Genomic DNA, 20,062 nt, shown 5'->3' on the forward strand with positions numbered 1-20,062 from the left:
AAGCGAAACGATAACAGCGTTCTTAATTGAACCAATATTAATTAAATAAACATTAAAAAAATGAGTACAAAAATTAAACAGAATCTATTTAGATTCGTCACTTTACGTAACCCACAATTAATTGATGAAAAACAAAACCATAAGGGATTTGTGTTTCATCCAGACGAAAATTCAAGTCTTTTTTTTCAAGCTATTGATGGTGTAAAAGAAGATGAAAAAAATCAAGTTTTAGAAAGTGTTAGTAGAGAATTTAACGGTTTTAAAACCAGAAAAGAGGTTAAAGAGATTAACCAAAAATTATATGTTTTCTCTTCTTGGTTAATGCGTAACAAAAACCACTTAACGTTTCAGTCTATTAAAGAAAATGCTAATGGTGTTTTACCATTAAACAAAGAAAAAAAAGAAGATCTTTTAATTTGGGATAATTTAATAAACCAAACCATTACCAAGCAATCTGTATATGTTAGAGAGGCATTAATACAGGTGTTAATAGCTAATCAGTTTTTAAACGCGTTCATCAAATTTTCTGAAGGGTTAGAAGGCGATATTGTCTTTACAGAAGATCAAGACCAAGACTTTGTAAGACGCGCTAATGCTAGTGTTGTATTATCTAAAGCATTATTTACAAGTGCTACAGTTACAGAAGCACCAAAAACAGTTTCTTCAGCAGCTTTAAAAAGCTTAGAAAACACTAATGATGTCGCTATTGCTAAATATCAAAACGGTAATTATAAAGTGTTAATTGAAGCGTTAAAACCAATAGAAGTTAAATACAACAAAGAACAACAAAAAGCTTACAAAACTGCTTTAAATGAGCATAATAAGGTTGTAGAGCAATTAATAGCAGAAGCAGAGCCAGTTATTACAGAGGAAACAGATCCTAAAACAGGAGAAACAGTTAGGGTAACCACTTATCCTGATTTGAAACTTCCAAAATTCGAGTTTAGTAAAGTAGAAGCTATAACAACAAGTTATTTAGAAGGTAAATTATCGGATACGTCTTTGTTACTTTTTAATACAGAGCAGTTAGATGTTTATGACTCTTTTGAAGAAGTAAACCAAGCCTTAAAAGCTAAGATAAAAGCAAATAATCAAATTATTTTTAGTAAATCCTCTAAGCAGTCAAAACAAGTAAAAATAGGAGGTGTAGTAACACAAATTAATAGTAAAGTTCCTCTATTAGACTATAATATTCCGCCTTTAATGGAATTACATCCTAGTGGTTCGGTAAGTACGTTTATGGTGTTTTATAATGTGGTAGAACCAGCACAAATTGCTAGTATTAACTACACTATAAACTTCCCAGACGGAACAACAGATACAGACACAGGATTTAGTATTGTGCCAACATCAAATAATATGGTAAGGCTTTTCCCTAACGGAACAACGTATCCTTCTGGAGTAGAAAATTATACCATTACTGGAGAGATTACATTACAATCTGGCGAAAAATACAGCTTTACACAAGTTGTAAACTTAAAGTCTAGATTTAACATGGGCAACTTCCAATTGGTGGGTTCAGGCACTCAAACCTCAGATGATAATCGTATTTACGGAGTCACTAATTTAGGTATTGCAGATTTTAGACGTGTCGAGCAAGAAGTGTGTTGTTATGTACCTGGAGAAGTGTCGCATATAGAAAATGTGATGGCTCGAGAATATAAAGAGCGTGCAACAAGAAGCCTAACAAGTTCTGAAATTACAACAGAACGTACAGACGAAAAAGAGAGAGAAAACTTAACAGATACCACGACTACAGATCGTAACGAAATGCAAAGCGAAGTCGCTTCTGTCCTTAACGAAGACCAAGCACAAGCTTATGGCGCAAGTGCTTCTGTACATGGAGGAACTGGAGATTGGGGATTCAATGCTGGAGGTTATGCAGATTTCTCATCATCAAACTCAACTTCAAATTCTAATAGTCAAGCGTTAACACACGCACAAGAAATTACAGAGCGTGCAATGGAGCGTATTGTGTCTAAAACACAAACCAAACGTACGTCGCGAATTTTAAAAGAGTTTGAAGAAAACAACAAACATGGTTTTGATAATACAAAAGGAGCAGAACATGTTACTGGAGTATATCGTTGGGTTGATAAGATTTATAAAAATAAATTAATCAATTACGGTAAGCGTTTAATGTATGAGTTTGCAATACCAGAGCCAGCACGGTTTTTAAAAGACGCCATTTGGAAAAATATAGAGAATGACCAAGAGGTCGATTCAGTTATAGTTTTACCAGAGCAGCCAATCCATCCAAGTGATTTAGGTGTAGGGATTTCAAGCTCTTCAGATTTAACCGAAGATAATTATCAATTTTATGCATCAGAATATAATGCTGAGGTTGATGCTCCTCCACTTACAACTCAAACCATTGGTTGGGAGCATGCCTTTTCTGTTCAAGACAAAAGTAGTATGGCAAGAAGTAACTCTACATCATTAGATATACCTAAAGGTTACTATACAACTAAATGGGGTTTTGCCCAAACTGGGAAGCAATACAGTAGCGCAAATTGGGGAATATCAGTAGGAAATGATCATCATGTAGGTGTTGCACACTTTGAAAAACAAATTGAAAGAGATATAGATTCATTTACTGAAAAACTTCCAATATCAATTTATACAGATAGATATTGGGGAGGAACAGTAACCGTTACTGTTAACCTAGAACGTTCTGACGAACTACTTCAACAATGGAAAAACGAAACCTATAATGCAATTATAAATGCATATAACGACCGTTTAAGAGAGTACAACGATGCTATGGTAGCCAACGAAGTACAACCAACAGACGATAAGTATAAGTTAACGTTTAACCCATTACACAACCGTAGCTTAGAGAAAAAAGAAATTAAGCGAATTGCTACAGAATTATTGATAGAGCAATCTAAAGTCTCTAAAAATAATTACAATAGCGATGAGGTTGCTAAAGTTTCTAAAAACGAAATGTTTGAAAACCATGCAGCAACTGTTAAATTCTTTGAGCAAGCATTTGATTGGGAGATTATGGCATACACATTCTATCCATACTTTTACGCAGATGAAAGCGATTGGAAAGACCTGTTCCAGCAGCAAGATGCAGCAGATCCATTGTTTCAAGCCTTTTTACAATCTGGTATGGCAAGAACCGTTGTGCCTGTTAGACCAGGATTTGAAGACGCAGTAAATTGGTACATGACAACTGGCGAGATCTGGAACGGACAAGGACTAGTGGTTGATCAAGATGACGATTTATACGTGTCTATTGCAGAAGAAATGCAAACTATAGAAGGTGAGGTAGAAGGTACTTGGGAGACACGTCTACCAACAAACCTAACAGTACTTCAAGCAGGATCTATAGGTCTTAATGTAGAGGGCTTACCATGTAATACAGATTGTAACGACTTTAGGTTGTTTGATTCTGATGGTGAAGAAATCTTGGATGAGAATAACCAGTCTTTTACTAACCCAATAGAGCAAACCAATGCACTATTAGGTGTAACAGAACCAGAAACCACTACTGAAACTAGATAATGTTTAGTGTTGTCCTTTTTTAAGGACTAGCAATTAATCCGCCTTACCTGTCATTACGAGGAGAGCAACGACGCGGTAATCTCATAATAGATATTATCAGTAAAAGCTAACCTCAATTATTTCTCTTAGGTTAATAATCCTAAGAGAAACCAGGTAAGGTGTGTTTAATTGTAAACTAAACTAATGTTTAACAATTAAAAACAAAAACAATGAGTAATACATTTCAATTTGCAGAACGGTTGGGATTTGAACCGCCTTTTGAGTTTTCAGATAGTACGATTAAAAGTATTTATAGAACAGGAGTAATTAAGTGGGATGTTTTAATAAAAGCCCTTAATGGAGACCCTTTTACTTTGAGACCTTTTTTTGGAGGACAAGAGTCTAACGTTTCAATAAGCAATAAAAGCTTAGAAGACTATCTATTATTTAGCTCAAAAAACAGACTTAAAAATATTTTTATTAATGACAGTGTAGATAAAGCCTATAAATCTGGAGAAAAAGAATATTTTTTTAAAACATTAATTTCTTCTCAATCTAATAAAATAATTAATAAGAAAAATGCTGGATATAGCTATAATATAGCTTTAGAAAATAATAGTTTTCAAAGATATCGTGTGCTTTTTCCTTTTAATGGAAGAAAAACTGAAGATACTTTACCAGATAGATATGCAATTAGTATAGAAACTGATAATTATGACGAGTTAGATGTTTTATTAAAAGACCTAAAGTTAAAATATAGTGATAAGAAAAAAGAAGAAATAAAAAAATCGTTCAATTCTTATTTTAAAGGAGCTAATGGACATCCTAATATAATAGATGGAATATATAGATTAGCTCCAAAATTTGTTATTGAAAGTAGAGGAATAGAACAATTAACAAACGATTTGTTTCTTCTCCTATCTATTCCTGTAGATGAAAACGGAACTAACGAAGAATTTGTCGTTTTGGAGATAATAAAAGCGTTATTAAAAATAACAAAAACAAATGATGAGTTTTTAGAACTTTTTCTCAAATATTTTAACGATGAACATTCTCTATTAAGTCTAATAACATTTAGACTAGATGGGCAGAATTTTAAAGAGTTTGTAACTATTATGCATAATGCTTGGAAAGACTCAAGCTATGCAGAAATAGATCCTTTAGAAAACAAGAAAGTTAAAATTACAGAAAAAAGCCCTCCTCTATTAAGTTATAATTCCAAGAATGTTATAGGGTTTCATACAGACAATGCTCAAATTAATTGGAAAAAGTCTATTAATGAGGTTGATATAGATTTAACCCTAGGTACTGGCTTGTTTGAAACCATACACTTAAAAAATTCATATAAGAGAGAAATAAAAGACACTTTTAATTACAAGTATCACCCATTTTCTCCTATTGTTATAGTAAATGCAGATAATTCGGAATTTATTTTTGAGGATAATACTCAAAAAGATCTTGGTTTTACAAAAATGCCAGTCTTTGTACTTTGCGCAGAAGACGAAACCGCTTTTTGGAAAAACGTTATAACAGCAACAGAATATGCGGTAGATATTGCAACAACATTTTCTGGAGTAGGTAATATTTTAAAAGTTGGTAGATTAGCTAAAATATTAAAAGCAGGTCACAAACTTATAGGCAAAACTAAAACAGCCACAAAAGCCATAAAAATAACAAAAACAGTTGCAGGAATAGTAGAGGTAACAAGTGGTGTTGGTAATGCTTTATTAAAATTGGCAGGAAAAAACGACACGCCTTTTGGCAGGGCAATAACTAAGTATTTATTTTATTTAGAAATGCTATCTTTAAGCGGAGAATTATCTGTAGCGCTACATGTAGCCTTAAAGAAAAGTGCAAATGACATTATTGGCTCGTCAAAAAACAGAGCAAAACTAAAAACAGAGCTAGATGGTATAAAAATTGATGATGGTAATGTAACTAGAAAATTATCTGATACAGAAATTGATGAGGTTGTTGAGCATTTAGAGGAAACTGCAGGAATGACTTTAAGAATAAGTAAGGCAAAGAATGCAGATGAATTTCTTGAAAGCGCAAAAAGATTATCTAAATTAAAGCCAGAAGAGGCATTAGGCAATTTGGGTGAAGCACTGCAGCATTTTAACCACTTTGTAAAAGACGGTAAAGTAGTAAGGGTTTCTATGGATAATTGTGTTAATGTCGTTGAACAAGTAGAACATTTTTTAAGGACAGGAAAAATTATAAAGGCACTACCTTCTGAAGCTCAAGCCATTTCTAAACTAGAAAATATATTTGGAGATATATTTTTAACATATAAATTACCTTCGCTTAAAAAAGTTATGAAAGAAGGAGACCGAGGAATTATTTATGGAGATAGAGGTTTTCCAAAGACAGGCCATGTTTTTAATGTTATAAAAAAAGATGGAGAATTATTTTATGTAGATGGACAAAATGGATTAAAAGCAAATCTTCAAGATGGTTTCACATCTTTTAAATATTTAAAAACAAATTAAATTATACTATTATGTTAACAGAACAAGAATTATTAGAAATAGCAAATAAATATATCTCTTATAAAAATGAGAAATCTGAAATTGAATTTATGATATTGGATGAGTTTACTTTAAAAAAGTCATACGGTTATATATTCTTTTATACAAGTAAGAAGTATTACGAAACAAAAGACTTTAAGTATGCTATTGCAGGAAATGGTCCATTTTTAGTAGAAAACAAAGAAGGCTTGGTTTATAAATTTGGTACAGCACGAGATACAGAGTATTATATCAAAGAATACGAAGCTGGAACATGGGTTCCTGCTTCAGATGGTATTTGGAGGTCAGATAATGAGCAATAAATATTTAAAAAGAGAAAGCTTTTCTCCAATCAGCGCTCGTCTGTGACGAGTGACGATAACAGTAAGCAAAACAACCAAAAGCTACAGTGTAATAACTGTAGCTTTTGTATTTTAGGCATTCTACGTATTTAAAACAAATTACAAAATTTAACATATTTATTGTGTAAAATGTTTGCTATTTGTTTGTAATATGTTTATATTTGTATTCGCTTTTCTAACAACGTTTACCGTTTGTTACATTCAATTCGTGTTAAGTAGAAATCCAAAAACCTAGGTTAATCCTATTCTGGTTAAGAATCATCCCGAAACGTCGGGACTAAAGTAATCTTTGGTCGAGATTTAGTCTGCTTAAAATAAAAAATTACACATATGTGTAAAACTTATCAAATACTAGCTTCGCGTTAATTTTAAAAAGCTTCCGTTTGATATAACAATTTCATATTAACTTTTTTAAAACTTAAAGCTATGAGCATAATAAGCAAAGCGCTGTCTGAGTATGGCGTAAAAGAAGTGATAGGTGCAAAAGACAACCAACGTATTATAAAATACTTTGATCAAATAGGTTTTAATGGCTCAAAGCTTAAAGACGAGACTGCTTGGTGCAGTGCGTTTGCAAATTGGGTAGCCAAAACAGCAGGTTATGAGTATTCTGGCAAATTAACCGCTAGAAGCTGGCTAACAGTTGGAGAATCTACAAATCAACCAAGTGTTGGAGATATTGTGGTGTTGTGGAGAGAAAACCCAAAAAGCTGGAAAGGTCACGTTGGTTTTTTTGTTAAACAAACCAAGTCTTATGTATATATCCTAGGAGGCAATCAACGCAACATGGTGTGCATAAAAGCCTATCCTAAAAGTCGTGTGTTAGACTATAAAAAACTCAAAAAAATAAATAGTAACTAGAGGTAATCATTATCGTTTAGACTTTGTCACGCTGAGATAGCCTGTGCTGAGCGCAGTCGAAGTATCGAAGCGTAATCTTAAAATGTTATAAACACAATTTAATAAATCTATTATGATAAAAGTTACCTCATAAAAACAACAAATAACATGGACAAAATCGTTAAATACATTTTTTGGTTATTAACGTTATTGTCTCCTGTAAATGGTGTCATGGTCACTATGGTATTTTTAATTGTGGTCGATTTTATTACAGGATCTTACGCCTCATTAAAAAATCATGTGCCTATAAGAAGTTCTAGAATTGGTCATACCATTTCAAAGTTTTTTATATACAACCTGGTCATATTAGCAGCATTCTTTTTAGAAAAACACATCGTTAACGAAGTGCCTTTTTTAAAGATTATTGCAGGTTTTATAGCCATAACCGAAATAAAATCCATTCTGGAAAACTTTAATAACATCTATGGTGTAAACCCTTTTAAAGCCTTAATCAACTTGATTAAGTTAACACCTTTAAAAGAAACCTTAGAGTCACTTACAGAAGACAAAAACGCGTCTAAAGACGCTAAAAAGTAATCTTCTTGTCATTTCTGCGACAGCAGGAATCTAAACCATTTTTAAAAGCCTAATTCCTTCCTGCTAACAACAGGAAGCAGGCTTTTATTTTCAAAAAAACAATACATAACGTCACTTCGAGTGATTTCGAGGTACTAGAAATTGTATCGAGAAGCCACAAAAATTGATCATAAAACACACAAAACAATGATAAACTTTTCAATAAAAACAGAGCGCTTACTCTTGCTAGTGATACTAGCATTAGTCATCAGTAATTTATTTTTAAAACAATGCAGCAGTTTTAAAACGCAAGAGCAGCCAACAGTAACCATAACAAAAGACACCATTTGGCAAACCAAAGTTGATACGTTTAAAGTACAAACGGTAAAATATAAATCCGTTTACGTTAATACAAAAGACACCTCACAAGTTTTAGATACTATTCCAGAAAACGAAAGCGCGTCGCTTTTTGAAGAGGCTAGAGCGTATCAAGATACGCTAAGCAATGACGATATTGATATCTACAGCTATAACCTTTTGCAAGGTAACTTATTAGACAGTCAACTGTCTTACAAACTAAAAGTACCAAGAGAAATTACGGTTACCAAAACCATAGAGCATCCTAAAACCTATAGAAGTGGTCTATATATGTTTAGCGAAGTTGGTGGAAACCCACAAACCCTTGACAACCTTAGTTTAGGCTTACAATACAACCGTAAAGGAAAATGGTTTGCAAGCTACAGAGTTAATTTAAGCCAAATACAAAACCCAACACATAATGTAGGTGTTGGTGTAAGGGTGTTTAAATAAGCTTACTCCCAACTATGACTAAAGTCATATTTTAAAACCAAAGTTTCCCATAACTTTAATACTATTAAACACTTGATTATGGGAAACTTAAACGTTACAATACTTACTAAGAAAAAAGATAAAGCCAATTATATCCATCAACTCTCTAAAGATCTAGAAGCATTAGAGATTATGATTAAAAACAACATGATTGAAAAAGCACCTTTGCGCATTGGCGCAGAACAAGAATTTTGTTTGGTTGACAACACCTTTTTACCTCAAAACAATGCGTTAGACGTTTTAAAAGATATTAATGACGACCATTTTACCACAGAGATTGGTAATTATAACCTAGAGATTAATCTAGATCCGTTTCAGCTTAAAGACAATTGCTTTTCCAAGCTCCATAATCAATTAACAACCTTACTAGAAAAAGCTAAAGCATCAGCTGAAAAATGGGATACCAAAATAGCCTTAACAGGCATTTTACCAACCCTATCGCTTAAGCATATTGGTATAGAAAACATGACACCAATTCAGCGTTATCATGTGTTAAACGAAGCAGTAAAAGCATCTAGAAAACAAGATTTTAATATTCATATAAAAGGGGTTGACGAGCTTAATTTACTTCACGATTCGGTAATGCTAGAAGGTTGCAACACCAGTTTTCAAGCGCATTTACAAATTCATCCAGACGATTTTATAGCAAGCTATAATTGGTCTCAAGCAATTGCAGGACCAGTGTTAAGCGTGTGTGCAAATTCACCTTTACTATTCGGTAAAGAACTATGGAGCGAAACCCGAATTGCACTTTTTACCCAAAGTGTGGATACTAGAGCAAATTCGTTTTTACTAAACGAAAAACAATCCAGAGTAAGCTTTGGTAACCAATGGGAAACTGGAACAGTGACTGATATTTATAGAGATAATATTTCTAGATTTAGAAGTTTAGTGACTTCAGAATTTGAAAAAGATAGTGTCGAGATGCTCGAAAATGGAGCCATTCCAAAACTAAAAGCCTTAAACCTTCATAATGGAACTGTTTACAGATGGAATCGTGTATGTTATGGTGTTGGAGGCGGAAAACCACATCTTCGTATAGAAAACAGATACATTCCCTCAGGACCAACCACAACAGACGAGATTGCTAATATGATGTTTTGGGTTGGGATTATGGTTGGCAGACCAAAAGCGTACGATACCATCCATCAAACTATGGATTTTAAAGACGCTAAAACCAATTTTTTTGCAGCAGCACGTTATGGAATGCAAACCCAATTTAAATGGGACAACAAAACCGTGTCTAGCAAAGATTTAATTTTAGATGTATTACTACCTATGGCTTACAGAGGATTATACAGTGTTGGCATTGCTCCAAAAGATGTCGAAAAATATCTAACCGTAATAGAAAACCGAGTGAATAATCATAACGGATCCGATTGGGTGATTAAAAGCTACCGCAATCTGTTAACCAACAAAAAACCAAACGAAGCTTTGCAAGTCTTAACCGCAAATATGTATTTAAAGCAAGAGCACGACTATCCTGTATCCTCTTGGGAAGTTTTAGATAGCAATGCAACCACGACGTTTCAGATTCCTAAAAAGGTACGTCACGTGATGAGTACAGATATATTTACTGTAGATAAAAAAGATAGTTTAGAATTGGTTATTAATATCATGCAATGGAAAAACATCCACCATATGCCAGTAATAAATAACAATAAAGAATTGGTAGGATTATTAAGTTGGAACGATGTAAAAAACCACATAAAAGATATAGAAGAAAGTACTAAATGTGTGCAAAACTATATGAAAACCGACTTGATTACCATAACAGATGATAAATCATTAGATGAGGCGAAAGCCTTATTAAAAACACATGATATTAATTGTCTTCCTGTTGTTAAAGGCAATCATTTGGTTGGTATAATCACGTCTAAAGACCTATAGTCTGTATGATAGAAGTATACAGTAAAGCCCTACATAAAAAGAGGATGGTTGACCGAATCATCTATCAAAGCCAACCCATAAAACAAGGACCAACATTGGTGTTTTTTGCAGGCATACATGGTAACGAAACAGCAGGTGTTTTTGCATTGAAAGACACGCTTAATGATACTAATCTTCAAGGTTTAAAAGGAACTATTTATGCCATTTCTGGGAATTTAAAAGCGTTGAATATAAACCAGCGTTTTTTAGATGAAGATTTAAATAGAGTTTGGACTAAACCACAACTGGAAGCGCTTCAGCTTAAGATTAATTACAATGCAGAGGAGGAAGAACAGCAGCAACTCCTTCAACTATTAGAAAACATTATTTGTCAACATTCTGGACCATTTTACTTTATAGACTTACACACCACATCTAGCAAAACTTTACCCTTTATAACCATAAACGATGCATTAATCAACCGAAAATTTTCCAAGCAATTTCCAGTACCTATTGTATTAGGTATTGAAGAATATCTTAATGGACCATTACTAAGTTATATCAATCAATTAGGCTATGTCTCTTTAGGTTTTGAATCTGGTCAACATAACGATAAAGATGCGGTTTTAAATGCAATAGCTTTTATTAAATTAAGCTTAGTGTTTTCTGGTATTTTAAAGCAAGAAAATATACCAGATTTTGATAAACAATTCGGTCAGTTAGTCAGTCAATCTAAAGGCATTTCAGATGTTTTTGAAGTCGTGTGTTTACATCATATTAAAAAAGATGAGGCTTTTACAATGAAACCTAACTTTACAAGTTTTCAGCCTATCAAAAAAGGCACAGTATTAGCCACCTCTAATAATCAAAGTGTTATTTCAAAACATAATGCCAGACTATTTATGCCTTTATATCAAGCGCAAGGCGAAGAAGGTTTTTTTATTATTAAAACCATACAACCGTTTTTTCTAAAATTATCAGCAGTACTACGTCACTTAAAAATAGATGGTGTATTGGTGTTACTTCCTGGCGTGACTTGGCAAGATAAAAGCAAAGAGGTTTTAAAAGTGAATTTAAAAATTGCTAAGTTTTTAGCTACCTCCATTTTTCATTTACTTGGTTATAGAAGTAAAAAAATAAGTGACAATTATCTGTTGCTTTATAATCGAGAACGTGTTTCAAAAACGGAGAGTTATAAAAACGAAACATGGTATAAAAAAACCTCATCGAAAAGATGAGGTTTTTAATTTCATTTTAAAATAAAATAACTATAACGTATTATTCGTTTTATCGATATCTGCCATACGTTGTTTAGGGTCTATTGTAATAGACTTTATCATGCTTTTTGGCTTACTAATACTAAAACTATAGGTTGGATATGCCCAAGCCCAATCGTTTAAAATTTTAGTTGCAGCTGCTACTGGCTTTTCGCCACGCATCATTTGTAACGGAATATAATATTGCTCTGTGGTTCCGTCTGTAAATTCAACTTCTATATCTAAAGGCATTGGCATTAATCCTTTACGCTCTAAATTAACCGTTGTGATGCTATTATTTTCTTCTGTTGAGGTTACAGCATAATCAATAGTATTTGTTGTCATCGTCCAATCGGTTAAATACCAATCTAACTCTAAACCAGATACTTTTTCTGCTACACGCATAAAGTCGTTAGGTGTTGGGTGTTTAAAAGCCCAATCGTTATAATATTGTTTTAAGGTTTGCTTTAAGTTGTCTTCACCAATTACATAGCCTAATTGCGATAAAAATACAGAACCCTTGTTATAAGCAGCAATACCATAGGCTAAATTAGTTTCAAAACGGTCTGCATGTGTCGTTTGTGGTTTTTCTTTACCAGATTTTACTAAATAGTAGTAACCACCATAACCTCCAGCAGCAGGATTTTCTTTATTCGTTTTCATCACATAGTCCATAGCATAATCACTAATGTAGCTTGTAAACCCTTCGTCCATCCACTCGTGTTTAGCTTCGTTAGTTGCTAATAAAAACTGAAACCACGTGTGTGCCAACTCATGCGCTGTAACACCCAATAAACTTCCAAAGCTTCGTTTTCCGGTAATTAGTGTACACATCGCATACTCCATTCCACCATCACCACCTTGAATAACTGAATATTGATCGTATGGATATTTGCCAATGTTTTCAGAAAAATATTGCATCAACTCAACCGTTTTTGGTTGTAAATTTTTCCAATGCTCTAAGTTTTCAGCAGGCAAATCATTCTTATAATAAAAATGAAGCAATGGACCGTTTGGAACTTGCATGGTGTCGTGAATATAATTTGGATCTGCAGCCCAAGTAAAATCGTGTACTTTTGGAGCTTTAAAGCGTAATGTTTTTTTATTTCCGTTTACTACTGCATCACCTTGTTGGTAGCCAGTACCACCAACTACATAATTTTTATCAATGGTTAAAGCCACTTCAAAATCTCCCCAAACACCATGAAACTCGCGTCCAATGTATGGGTCAGCATGCCAACCTTCAAAATCATATTCTGCTAATTTAGGATACCATTGTGTCATGGATAAAGCAACACCTTCTGCATTATCACGTCCAGAACGACGGATTTGTTTAGGGACCTGCGCATCAAAATCCATAGTAAAGGTCACACTTTCTCCTGGTTGGATGGGCTTAGCTAAATCCACCTCTAAAACAGTTCCAACAGTATCATGATTTAAAGCTTTTCCATTTTGCTTTAAGCTATTGACTTTAATATAACCAATCTCGTTTGGTTCCAGTTTACTAATACGGTCGCCAACACGTCTGTCTGGATCTTCAATAGATCGAGAACGTACATCCATCTCGCTACCTGGTTGAAACGCGTTAAAGTATAAATGATAATAGACTCTGTCTAACACATCTGGCGAGTTATTGGTATAGACCAACGTTTGTTTTCCTTTATATTGATAGGTGTTTACATCCATATCAATATCCATTTTATAATCTACTTGCTGTTGCCAATAGGTAGATTTAGATTCCGTTTTACTTTCTGGAGCAGAAGCAACTTGTTTAGTCGACTTACACGCAACTAGAACACTAAAAACAGAAGCTAAAAGAAGAAGTTTTTTCATTTTTAAATTTATTTTAAGGTTGAAATAAAAAAGCCTCAACTAAAATAGGGTTGAGGCTTGTTTAATTATAAAATCATTTATTTTGACATTTGAGATGCCATAACTAATGCGTTATATGCATTTACAATTTTTGCTGATTGACTTAAATTAGCAAATGGCTGAACGTTTCCAGCATCACCACCAACTACAACCTGAGTTGGAATAGCTAAACCAGAGTCCATAATAATTTGCTTTACTTGTGAAGCTTTTAGCTTTGGGTACTGCGACCAAACTAAAGCAGCAACACCAGCTACTGCAGGAGCAGCCATACTAGTTCCTCCCTTTGTGTCATATTCATTTTCTGGAGTGGTAGAATATACTTTTGCTCCAGGTGCAAATACGTCCACATTTTTCTTACCGTAGTTAGAAAATCCAGCAACAATTTTTGTTCCGTAGCTTGGCGCTAAAGCACCAACACGAATGTAAGTATCACTAACCTCTACAAAATTAACATTGTCGTCTGGGAAGTTAGGTTTTGTGTCTACATCCTTACTATCGTTTCCAGCAGCATGTACAAAAATAACACCCTTATCGCTAGCGTATTTAATAGCATCTCTTACCCATTCTGGATGTGTAGAAAAGCTTTTACCAAAACTACCATTTATGATTTTTGCCCCATTATCTACAGCGTATCTAATAGCCTTTGCAACGTCTTTGTCATACTCGTCACCATTTGGAACTGCACGAATAGCCATAATTTTTACATTATTAGCCACACCATTAGCACCTAAACCATTATTGCGTTCTGCTGCAATAATACCAGCTACGTGTGTACCATGACTTTCAGATTTTTTAACTGGCATCACGTTATTGTTTCCGTAACCTGGTTTATCGTTAAAATCGTCTGGATTATCTCCAGTTGTACGTCCTTTAAAGTCTTTGTTTAAGTTATAATTTACTTGATCTGTATAATACTCTACACCACCTTTAATTTGCTCGATTGCCTCTTCCATAGAGGTGATTCCGTTAGCATAAATAAACTTAGCAGTTCCTACAGCTGTAGCCAATTCGGATCCTTCAGTTGGTGTTAACGCATTAACTTCAGCAGGTGTATAATCTGCTTTATTAAAATGTGCTTTTAATGTATTATGTGCACTATTAACTTGTGTAAAAATCTGATCGTATTGTTGCTTTCCACCCATTGCTTTTTGGTAATCCTGCTCTAATTGTGCAACAGCTTCAGCATATCTTGGCATACTAGCGTCTCCACTTGCAGCAATTCGTGTCATCTCTAACTGCTCGTCATAGGCATCACCTAGAAAGTTCCATCCATGGATATCATCTACATAGCCATTACCATCATCATCTTTTCCGTTTCCAGCAATTTCTTTTGGGTTAGTCCAAATTACACCATCTAAATCTTCATGGGTAATATCTATTCCAGAATCGATAACTGCAACAATAATTTGCTGTCCTTTGTTACCTTTAATAATTTCGGCGTAAGCCTTATCAACACTCATTCCAGGAATGGTGTCTTTTACTAAGTCTAAATGTCCCCAATTTTGTGCTTCTGTTTCTGTTAGAGGAGATTCTTTAATAGGTGTGTTGTCAATGTTTTCAATAGGAGTTGATAATATTGGTGCACCACCACCACAACTTGATAGTACTAAAGCTGCAAAAGCAGATAATACAATTGGTCTATAATTAATCTTCATTGTTTGTATTGTGTTTGAGTTTATGAATTAAAAATATCGTGACAAGTAAAAGTGTCTTTTAATCGTACACCTTTCTCTGTATGTTGCACAGTGATAATCTCATGATGAGCATCATGTTCCAAAAATAAGTAATAATTGTTATCTGCTGCTAAATTGAGGAATTTTTCTTTTTCGTCTAAGGTTAATAAAGGTCTTGTATCATAACCCATAACAAACGGAATTGGAAGGTGTCCAACGGTTGGCAACAAATCTGCCATAAAACAAATGATTTTATCGTTGTAATGTATCATAGGAATCATTTGCTTGTCCGTATGTCCATTAGCGAAAAAAATATCAAAGCCTAATTGAGAGGTCTTTAAAATATCGCCATGTGGAAGTTTGGTAAATTGTAGTTGACCAGACTCCTCCATTGGTAAAATGTTTTCCTTTAAAAACGAAGCTACTTCACGTCGGTTAGGTTGTGTTGCCCATTTCCAATGGTCTTGATTGCTCCAAAACTGTGCGTTTTTAAAAGCAGGTTCTAAAAGCGTTCTGTCTTTGTTATATTGAATACTACCACCACAATGGTCAAAATGAAGATGCGTCATAAATACATCTGTAACATCATCTTTAGAAAATCCTGCGGTTTTAAGTGATTTTTCAATCGAGTCATCTCCATACAAATGGTAGTAACCATAAAACTTATCGCTTTGTTTGTTACCCATTCCTGTATCGATTAATGTTAGACGATTTCCGTCTTCAATTAACAAACAACGTGCAGCAATATCTATCATATTATTACTATCTGCAGGATTGGTTCTGCTCCATAATGATTTTGGGACTACACCAAACATGGCGCCTCCATCTAATTTAAAATGTCCTGCTTGAATAGGGTAAAGTGTCATTGAATATAGTTGCGTGTTTAAAGACCTTGCAAATTACTAAATAATGTCATAAGGCAAGTTACTTTAGCATTTTATTAATACTAAACTTAGTAACGTTTCTAATTAAAAAGGTGCTTTTTTATCAGACAATTACATTATAGATTAATTAAAAAATTTTCAAATTGCTCGAAAAATTTGAAAGAATTAGTAATTTCACAAAAACTAAAAGTGTATGTTAGAATTAGCAGGAATTATTATTTTAGGAATATTAGCACAATGGGTAGCTTGGAAATTTAAAATTCCAGCCATTTTGCCTTTAATACTAATTGGATTATTGGTAGGTCCTATTGCAGCAGAGTTTTTAAGTGAAGATCGTACCAAATGGATAGAGCCAATTTGGAATGGAGAGGAGGGTTTATTTCCTGGCGAAAGCTTATTTTATTTTGTGTCATTAGCCATAAGTATCATTTTATTTGAAGGTGGTTTAACCCTAAAAATGAGTGAAATTAAAAATGTAGGACCTGTTATTACTAAGTTAATATCTCTTGGTTCACTAGTCACTTTTTTTGGAGCTGGTATTGCTGCACATTATATTTTTAATTTAAGTTGGGAGATTTCATTTTTATTTTCTGGTCTAATCATTGTAACTGGACCGACAGTAATTACACCAATTTTAAGAAATATTCCACTAAAAAAAGATGTGTCTGCAGTCCTTAAATGGGAAGGTATTTTAATAGACCCTATAGGTGCTTTAGTCGCAGTACTAGTGTTTGAATTTATTAGTGTTGATGCTGGTGGAGAATTCACAAAAACAGCCCTAATAGAATTTGGAAAAATTGTCTTATTCGGAGCTACTTTCGGATTTACTTTTGCACACGCTATGAATTTTATTATCAATAAAAAATGGGTGCCTCATTACCTTTTAAATGTGTTTGCGTTAGCTGCTGTGCTTGGTGTATTTGTATTGTCAGATGCATTTGCGCACGAATCTGGTTTACTAGCTGTAGTTGTTATGGGAATGGTTTTAGGAAACTCTAAATCGGCTTATTTAAAAGAACTATTGTACTTTAAAGAGTCCCTTAGTGTGTTATTAATTTCAATATTATTTATTCTTTTAGCTGCCAATATTAACTTTAGTGAGCTATTATTAATTTATAATTGGAAAACCGCAGCCTTATTTGCCTCAGTTGTATTCTTAATCAGACCATTAGGTGTATTTCTAAGTACAATTGGATCTAAATTAAAGTTAAAAGAAAAATTGTTTATTAGTTGGGTTGGACCAAGAGGTATTGTAGCTGCAGGTATTGCATCTCTTTTTGGATTAAAATTAGCAAGCAAAGGTGTGCCAGGAGCAGAGTATATCACACCATTAGTATTTGTAATTGTATTAGGAACAGTCCTGTTAAATGCGACAACCGCAAGACTATTTGCAAAATTAGTAGGTGTCTTTTTAAAACAATCTAACGGAATTTTAATTATTGGTGCCTCAAAAGTATCGCGATTAATTGGACATTATTTAGTGTCTAACGGAAGACATGTCGTGCTTATTGACAGTAACCAAAACAATATTAATAAGGCTAAAGAGTTAGGTTTAGAAGCTTTAAACACAAACATTTATTCTGATAATCTATTAGACGATATCGAGCTTAACGATGTTGGTTACTTAATGGCGCTTACAGGTAACACAGACATTAACAAATATGCCATTAGTAAATTTTCAAAACAATTTGGAGAGAATGGCTCATTTAGATTAGTGTCTTCTGAAGAAATGCGTGATGAAACCAAATCCCCTCTTGAAGGACTATTTTCTCACACAGATGACTATAATACTTTATCTGATGTAACTAGAAGTTTTCCAAGTATTCAAGAAATAGAAATTATAGACAAAGCTCATTTAGACGACTTGATTAAAATTACAAATGAAGACAAAGATATAGTGCCTTTATTTATTAAAGATGATGAAGGAGAGTTACATATTATTCCGTCTAACAACACGGAAATTCAAGATGTAGAAGAAGGTTATGCGTTAGTGTATTTAGGTAAACCTTTGGATGTTGAACATGTAGAAACGGTATAAAAAAAGCGTTGAAATTTTCAACGCTTTTTTTATTAATCATTTAGCTTTAAAACAGCCATAAACGCTTGTTGTGGTATTTCTACATTACCAACTTGTCTCATACGTTTTTTACCTTTTTTCTGCTTTTCTAATAGCTTACGTTTACGCGATATATCTCCACCATAACATTTAGCAGTTACATCTTTACGTAAGGCTTTTACGGTTTCTCTTGCTATAATTTTTGCACCAATTGCCGCTTGAATTGGAATATCAAATTGCTGACGCGGAATTAACTCTTTTAACTTCTCACACATCTTTTTACCAATGTTATGGGCATTATCGGCATGTATTAACGCAGACAATGCATCCACAGGTTGTGCGTTTAATAAAACATCTAAACGCACTAATTTTGAGACTTTCATGCCTATTGGATGGTAGTCAAACGACGCATATCCTTTAGACACGGTTTTTAATCTGTCATAAAAATCAAAAACAATTTCTGCTAAAGGCATTTCAAACGTTAACTCAACACGTTCTGGTGTTAAGTAGGTTTGATTGGTAATCATACCACGTTTTTCAATACACAAGCTCATCACATTACCCACAAAGTCTGATTTAGTAATAATTGTAGCCTTTATAAAAGGTTCTTCCACGCGATTGACTGTAGAAGGATCTGGTAAGTCACTTGGGTTATTAACAATAAAAGCATCGTCAGGATTTTTATTGGTAAAAGCATGATAGGATACGTTAGGTACAGTTGTAATTACGGTCATATCAAACTCTCTTTCAAGACGCTCTTGAATAATTTCCATGTGTAACATCCCTAAAAATCCACATCTAAAACCAAAACCTAAAGCTGCCGAGCTTTCTGGCTGAAAGACCAAAGAGGCATCGTTAAGTTGTAGCTTTTCCATACTGTTTCTTAACTCTTCATAATCCTCTGTATCTACAGGATATATTCCTGCAAAAACCATTGGTTTAACGTCTTCAAATCCTTCGACAATATTGGTTGTTGGATTTTCAAAATCTGTTATGGTATCTCCTACTTTTACTTCTTTTGCAGTTTTAATTCCTGTAATTAAATAGCCTACATCGCCAGTTTTTACACTTTGCTTAGCGACTTGCGTTAACTTTAATGTTCCAACTTCATCTGCATGATAATCTTTATTGGTTGCAACAAATTTAATGTGTTGCCCTTTTTTGATTTCACCATTAAAGACTCTAAAATAGGTTTCAATTCCTCTAAAGGTATTATAAACCGAATCAAAAATCAATGCCTGTAATGGTGCGTTTGGATCTCCTTTTGGTGCAGGAATACGCTCAATAATAGCTTTTAAAATATCTTCTGCGCCAAATCCTGTTTTTCCACTAGCATGAATCACTTCACTTGGATCACAGCCTAATAAATCAACGATATCATCGGTTACTTCTTCTGGATTTGCACTTGGTAAATCTACTTTATTTAATACAGGAATGATTTCTAAATCATTTTCAAGCGCTAAGTATAAGTTAGATATGGTTTGCGCTTGAATGCTCTGTGCAGCATCTACAATTAGTAAAGCACCTTCGCAAGCAGCAATTGATCTAGATACTTCGTATGAAAAATCTACGTGTCCAGGTGTATCAATTAAATTTAAGATATAATCTTCACCTTCATAAATATAATCCATTTGGATAGCATGCGACTTGATAGTAATACCACGTTCGCGCTCTAAATCCATGTTATCTAAAAGTTGATTTTGCTTTTCACGAGCTGTTACAGATCCTGTAGTATCCAATAAGCGGTCTGCAAGCGTGCTTTTTCCGTGATCAATATGTGCAATAATGCAAAAGTTTCTTATGTTCTTCATAGTCAAATCTCT

The 20,062-nt window shown here is 33.8% G+C and carries 13 protein-coding genes; 9 read left to right on the top strand and 4 right to left on the bottom strand.

The genetic code is table 11. From position 1 onward, the window contains the following. Positions 1-60 precede the first annotated feature (60 nt). The 8 genes from Ollyesu_RS05245 (at position 61) to Ollyesu_RS05280 (ending at position 11,736) form a co-directional block, all read left to right on the top strand. Positions 61-3,513, top strand: coding sequence for a hypothetical protein (locus Ollyesu_RS05245; RefSeq protein WP_279302749.1), 3,453 nt, complete (start codon positions 61-63; stop codon positions 3,511-3,513). 209 nt (positions 3,514-3,722) lie between these two features. Further along, positions 3,723-5,984 (top strand): hypothetical protein, encoded by a 2,262-nt coding sequence (locus Ollyesu_RS05250; RefSeq protein ID WP_279302750.1) that lies wholly within the window; start codon positions 3,723-3,725, stop codon positions 5,982-5,984. A gap of 11 nt (positions 5,985-5,995) precedes the next feature. Further along, positions 5,996-6,325, top strand: coding sequence for a hypothetical protein (locus Ollyesu_RS05255; protein WP_279302751.1), 330 nt, complete (start codon positions 5,996-5,998; stop codon positions 6,323-6,325). 465 nt (positions 6,326-6,790) lie between these two features. Beyond that, complete coding sequence (locus Ollyesu_RS05260) at positions 6,791-7,225, top strand: TIGR02594 family protein (RefSeq protein WP_279302752.1); 435 nt, start codon at positions 6,791-6,793, stop codon at positions 7,223-7,225. 147 nt (positions 7,226-7,372) lie between these two features. Then, on the top strand, positions 7,373-7,801 hold the full coding sequence (locus Ollyesu_RS05265) for a phage holin family protein (protein WP_279302753.1): 429 nt from the start codon (positions 7,373-7,375) through the stop codon (positions 7,799-7,801). Positions 7,802-7,987: 186 nt separating this feature from the next. Further along, entirely contained in the window at positions 7,988-8,590 is a 603-nt protein-coding gene (locus Ollyesu_RS05270) for a hypothetical protein (RefSeq protein WP_279302754.1), read from the top strand. Positions 8,591-8,668: 78 nt separating this feature from the next. Then, positions 8,669-10,519 carry a CBS domain-containing protein gene (locus tag Ollyesu_RS05275; protein WP_279302755.1) on the top strand — a complete coding sequence of 617 codons (1,851 nt, stop codon included), beginning with the start codon at positions 8,669-8,671 and terminating at the stop codon, positions 10,517-10,519. 5 nt (positions 10,520-10,524) lie between these two features. Beyond that, positions 10,525-11,736 (top strand): succinylglutamate desuccinylase/aspartoacylase family protein, encoded by a 1,212-nt coding sequence (locus Ollyesu_RS05280; protein ID WP_279302756.1) that lies wholly within the window; start codon positions 10,525-10,527, stop codon positions 11,734-11,736. Between the two features lie 30 nt (positions 11,737-11,766). Here the strand turns inward: Ollyesu_RS05280 and Ollyesu_RS05285 are convergent, their stop codons facing one another. The 3 genes from Ollyesu_RS05285 to Ollyesu_RS05295 all read right to left on the bottom strand — a co-directional run bounded on the left by Ollyesu_RS05285 (position 11,767) and on the right by Ollyesu_RS05295 (position 16,165). Then, the gene (locus Ollyesu_RS05285; RefSeq protein WP_279302757.1) at positions 11,767-13,587 is read right to left on the bottom strand and encodes a M1 family metallopeptidase; all 1,821 of its coding nucleotides are present in this window, start codon (positions 13,585-13,587) and stop codon (positions 11,767-11,769) included. Positions 13,588-13,664: 77 nt separating this feature from the next. Further along, positions 13,665-15,281, bottom strand: coding sequence for a S8 family peptidase (locus Ollyesu_RS05290; protein WP_279302758.1), 1,617 nt, complete (start codon positions 15,279-15,281; stop codon positions 13,665-13,667). A 20-nt stretch (positions 15,282-15,301) separates the two neighbouring features. Then, positions 15,302-16,165: an MBL fold metallo-hydrolase gene (locus Ollyesu_RS05295; RefSeq protein WP_279302759.1), complete on the bottom strand. Its 864-nt coding sequence runs from the start codon at positions 16,163-16,165 to the stop codon at positions 15,302-15,304. A gap of 211 nt (positions 16,166-16,376) precedes the next feature. Here Ollyesu_RS05295 and Ollyesu_RS05300 point away from each other — a divergent pair, with 211 nt between their 5' ends. Beyond that, positions 16,377-18,221, top strand: a complete 1,845-nt coding sequence (locus tag Ollyesu_RS05300) for a sodium:proton antiporter (protein ID WP_279302760.1) — start codon at positions 16,377-16,379, stop codon at positions 18,219-18,221. A 32-nt stretch (positions 18,222-18,253) separates the two neighbouring features. Here the strand turns inward: Ollyesu_RS05300 and lepA are convergent, their stop codons facing one another. Further along, on the bottom strand, positions 18,254-20,050 hold the full coding sequence (gene lepA / locus Ollyesu_RS05305; protein ID WP_279302761.1) for a translation elongation factor 4: 1,797 nt from the start codon (positions 20,048-20,050) through the stop codon (positions 18,254-18,256). Positions 20,051-20,062: the final 12 nt, after the last annotated feature.

It is taken from the genome of Olleya sp. YS (assembly GCF_029760915.1).
GTDB lineage: Bacteria > Bacteroidota > Bacteroidia > Flavobacteriales > Flavobacteriaceae > Olleya.

Excerpts from the sequence above, each read along its gene's own strand:
- Ollyesu_RS05300 (WP_279302760.1), top strand. The coding sequence starts at position 16,377 with ATGTTAGAATTAGCAGGAATTATTATTTTAGGAATATTAGCACAATGG.
- Ollyesu_RS05250 (WP_279302750.1), top strand. The coding sequence starts at position 3,723 with ATGAGTAATACATTTCAATTTGCAGAACGGTTGGGATTTGAACCGCCT.
- Ollyesu_RS05265 (WP_279302753.1), top strand. The coding sequence starts at position 7,373 with ATGGACAAAATCGTTAAATACATTTTTTGGTTATTAACGTTATTGTCT.
- Ollyesu_RS05255 (WP_279302751.1), top strand. The coding sequence starts at position 5,996 with ATGTTAACAGAACAAGAATTATTAGAAATAGCAAATAAATATATCTCT.
- Ollyesu_RS05295 (WP_279302759.1), bottom strand. The coding sequence starts at position 16,165 with ATGACACTTTACCCTATTCAAGCAGGACATTTTAAATTAGATGGAGGC.
- Ollyesu_RS05245 (WP_279302749.1), top strand. The coding sequence starts at position 61 with ATGAGTACAAAAATTAAACAGAATCTATTTAGATTCGTCACTTTACGT.
- Ollyesu_RS05290 (WP_279302758.1), bottom strand. The coding sequence starts at position 15,281 with ATGAAGATTAATTATAGACCAATTGTATTATCTGCTTTTGCAGCTTTA.
- Ollyesu_RS05285 (WP_279302757.1), bottom strand. The coding sequence starts at position 13,587 with ATGAAAAAACTTCTTCTTTTAGCTTCTGTTTTTAGTGTTCTAGTTGCG.
- lepA (WP_279302761.1), bottom strand. The coding sequence starts at position 20,050 with ATGAAGAACATAAGAAACTTTTGCATTATTGCACATATTGATCACGGA.
- Ollyesu_RS05280 (WP_279302756.1), top strand. The coding sequence starts at position 10,525 with ATGATAGAAGTATACAGTAAAGCCCTACATAAAAAGAGGATGGTTGAC.
- Ollyesu_RS05270 (WP_279302754.1), top strand. The coding sequence starts at position 7,988 with ATGATAAACTTTTCAATAAAAACAGAGCGCTTACTCTTGCTAGTGATA.
- Ollyesu_RS05260 (WP_279302752.1), top strand. The coding sequence starts at position 6,791 with ATGAGCATAATAAGCAAAGCGCTGTCTGAGTATGGCGTAAAAGAAGTG.
- Ollyesu_RS05275 (WP_279302755.1), top strand. The coding sequence starts at position 8,669 with ATGGGAAACTTAAACGTTACAATACTTACTAAGAAAAAAGATAAAGCC.